Origin of the sequence: Streptomyces sp. LS1784, from assembly GCF_020103755.1 — a bacterium.
Classification (GTDB): domain Bacteria; phylum Actinomycetota; class Actinomycetes; order Streptomycetales; family Streptomycetaceae; genus Kitasatospora.
In genome coordinates this window covers 1-3141 of record NZ_JAHSQD010000770.1, presented here as the reverse complement: position 1 = coordinate 3141, position 3141 = coordinate 1, and the positions used below count along the sequence as shown (strand labels likewise).

At 73.7% G+C, this 3141-nt stretch carries 3 protein-coding genes; 2 read left to right on the top strand and 1 reads right to left on the bottom strand.

Going from position 1 to position 3141, the window contains the following annotated elements:
* Both KS423_RS42065 and hflX read left to right on the top strand, forming a co-directional pair.
* Nucleotides 1-345: ACT domain-containing protein (locus KS423_RS42065; RefSeq protein ID WP_308020315.1), on the top strand; the 345-nt coding region annotated here is incomplete at its 5' end.
* Nucleotides 346-551: 206 nt separating this feature from the next.
* Entirely contained in the window at nucleotides 552-2054 is a 1503-nt protein-coding gene (hflX, locus tag KS423_RS42060) for a GTPase HflX (protein WP_224284987.1), read from the top strand.
* Between the two features lie 73 nt (nucleotides 2055-2127).
* Here hflX and KS423_RS42055 read toward each other — a convergent pair.
* A partial coding sequence (locus tag KS423_RS42055; protein ID WP_224284986.1) for a serine protease occupies nucleotides 2128-3141 on the bottom strand: 1014 nt, incomplete at its 5' end.

Here is a 3141-nt window from a genome sequence, read left to right as displayed (position 1 = left end):
GAGCTGGAGGTCCGCTGGCAGCCGGAGGGCGCGCCGGCCGCCGGGCACCGGGCCACCCTGCGGGCCGAGGCGCTGAACCGGCCCCGGCTGCTCGCCGACCTCACTGCGGCGATCTCCGGCGCGGGCGTCGGCATCGTCTCGGCCGAGGTCGAGCCGCCGCAGGAGTCCCGGGTCCGGCACACCTACACCGTCGAACTGCCCGAGCCGGCCGCGCTGCCGGGGCTGATGCGGGCGATGCTCAAGGTCTCCGGGGTGTACGACGTGAGCCGCCCGCACGCGCCGGAGGGCGGCAGTCCCCCGGACCACCGGCCCGGCGGCCCTGTGGTCCGGGGGAAATGGGGATGACCGGCCCGCGCCGGGCGTGCGACCATCATGGGGAATTCACGGCCGGTCCACGGCGTTCTCCGGGCACAGGAGCCCGGGGCCGCACCCGGGGACCTGAGGGGTAGCTCACCCCGCCCGGGTAGCCGGGGCGGCAGCTGGGCAGACTCCGTACGGGACCGCCGCCGCGGTCCCCGAAGGCCATCCGTACCAGTCAGCCAAAGGACAGAATGACCTCCACGTTCGACACCCGCGACCACGCCGACGCTCCGCGCCGCCTCGACGGTCTGCGGGCGGAAGCCCTCATGGACGAGGACCTCGCGGCCATCGACGAGGACCTCGGCCACCACTACGACGGCGACCAGTACGACCGCAGCGAGCGAGCCGCCCTGCGCCGGGTCGCCGGCCTCTCCACCGAACTCGAAGACGTCACCGAGGTCGAGTACCGCCAGCTCCGCCTGGAGCGCGTGGTGCTCGTCGGCGTCTGGACCGACGGCACGCTGGAGGAGGCGGAGAACTCGATGGCCGAGCTCGCCGCGCTCGCCGAGACGGCCGGCTCCCAGGTGCTGGACGGCCTCATCCAGCGCCGTGACAAGCCCGACGCGGCCACCTACATCGGCTCCGGCAAGGCCCAGGAGCTGCGCGACATCGTTGCCGCCACCGGTGCCGACACCGTGGTCTGCGACGGTGAGCTCACCCCCGGCCAGCTGATCCACCTGGAGGACGTGGTCAAGGTCAAGGTCGTCGACCGGACGGCCCTGATCCTGGACATCTTCGCCCAGCACGCCAAGTCCCGGGAGGGCAAGGCGCAGGTCTCGCTCGCGCAGATGCAGTACATGCTGCCGCGCCTGCGCGGCTGGGGTCAGTCGCTGTCCCGGCAGATGGGTGGCGGTGGCTCCGGCTCCTCGGGCGGCGGCATGGCCACCCGTGGTCCCGGTGAGACCAAGATCGAGACCGACCGGCGCCGGATCCGCGAGAAGATGGCGAAGCTCCGCAAGGAGATCGCCGAGATGAAGAAGGGCCGGGACACCAAGCGCCAGGAGCGCAAGCGCCACCAGGTGCCGTCCGTGGCCATCGCCGGGTACACCAACGCCGGCAAGTCCTCCCTGCTCAACCGGCTCACCGGCGCGGGCGTGCTGGTGGAGAACGCGCTGTTCGCCACCCTGGACCCGACCGTGCGCCGGGCCCAGACCCCGAGCGGGCGGCTCTACACCCTGGCCGACACCGTCGGCTTCGTCCGGCACCTGCCGCACCACCTGGTCGAGGCCTTCCGCTCGACCATGGAGGAGGTCGCCGACGCGGACCTCATCCTGCACGTGGTGGACGGCTCGCACCCCGAGCCGGAGACGCAGCTGGCCGCCGTCCGCGAGGTCGTCGTCTCGGTCGACGCACAGAACGTGCCGGAGATCGTGGTGATCAACAAGGCGGACGCCGCCGATCCGCACGTGCTCCAGCGCCTGCTGCGCCGCGAGCCGCACGCCATCGTGGTGTCGGCCCGCACCGGCGCGGGCATCGAGGAGCTGCTGCAGCTCATCGACGACGAGCTGCCGCGTCCGGCGATCGAGGTGCGGGCCCTGGTGCCCTACACCCAGGGCGCGCTGGTCTCCCGGGTGCACGCGGAAGGCGAGCTGCTCTCCACCGAGCACACCGGCGAGGGCACCCTGCTGCACGCCAAGGTGCCGGCCGAGCTGGCCGCCGAGCTGGAGTACTTCACGGTGGCCCTGCAGGGCTGAGGCCGAAGCGAACGGAGGGGCCCCGGGACGCGTTGCCGTCCCGGGGCCCCTCCCGCGTCTCCCCCCGCAGGAGCTACCTGACGTTCTTGGCGAAGTACTCGAAGGCCTGCTTCGCCTGGTCCTGCAGGGAGGGGCCGGCCTGGTAGCCGGCCGGGTTGCGGTTGCCGAGCGCGCCGACGCTGACCAGGTTGGGCTTGCCGTCCCTGGTGACGAACCAGCCGCCGCCGCTGGAGCCGGCCGTCATGGTGCAGCCGATCAGGTACATCGGCGGGCGGGTCCGGTCGAAGGAGAGCAGCCCGGGCGCGACCGGGGAGTCGCAGTGTTCGAGCTCCAGGCCGTCGAACGGCCGCTCGGCCGGGTAGCCGTAGGCGGCGGCCGCGGTGATCCGGTCGCGCGGGGCGTTGAACCAGATCGGCACCGAGCCGCCGACCGTCTCCTCCAGGGACCTGCCGGAGCCGTCCTCGCCGCGCACCCGCAGGACGCCGTAGTCGTACTGGTGGTGGGCGCCGACGCCGCCCTCCTGGAGCCAGGTCGGAGAGACCAGCGCGCGCACCGCCGTCCACCGGCCGTACGGGGCGGCCTGCTGGTCGGGGTTCGGCTTGCCGTGGACCATCTGGCCGTCCCGGTTGAAGCCGGGTACGAAGACCAGGTTCTTCAGCCAGCCGCCGCCCTTGCCGTCGTGCAGGCAGTGCGCGGCGGTGTAGACGAGGTTGCTGCGGCCGGGGTTGCCCGGGTCGGAGACCACGGTGGCGGAGCAGGCCGCGTCGCCCTGCGGCGTGGTCATGAAGAGCCGGCCGACCACCGAGCCGGCCTGGCCGTACGGGTGCGGCAGCGGCTTGGCCTGGACGGCGGCGGGCGGGGCGTCCCGTTCGACGCCGGCCGCCGCGGGGGCGGTCAGGGAGTACTCCGGGGTCGGCCGGGGCTTGGCGGCGTCCATCCGGGCCGCCGGCCAGGAGCCGGGCGCCGCGTCGTTGGCGAAGGCGCTGTCGGCGACGTAGCGGGCCCAGTCCTCCACCTTCCAGCCGGTCAGGTCGCCCAGGCTGGTGGGCGCGGACCTGGGCAGGGCGAGGGGGGCGGTGGCGGGCCG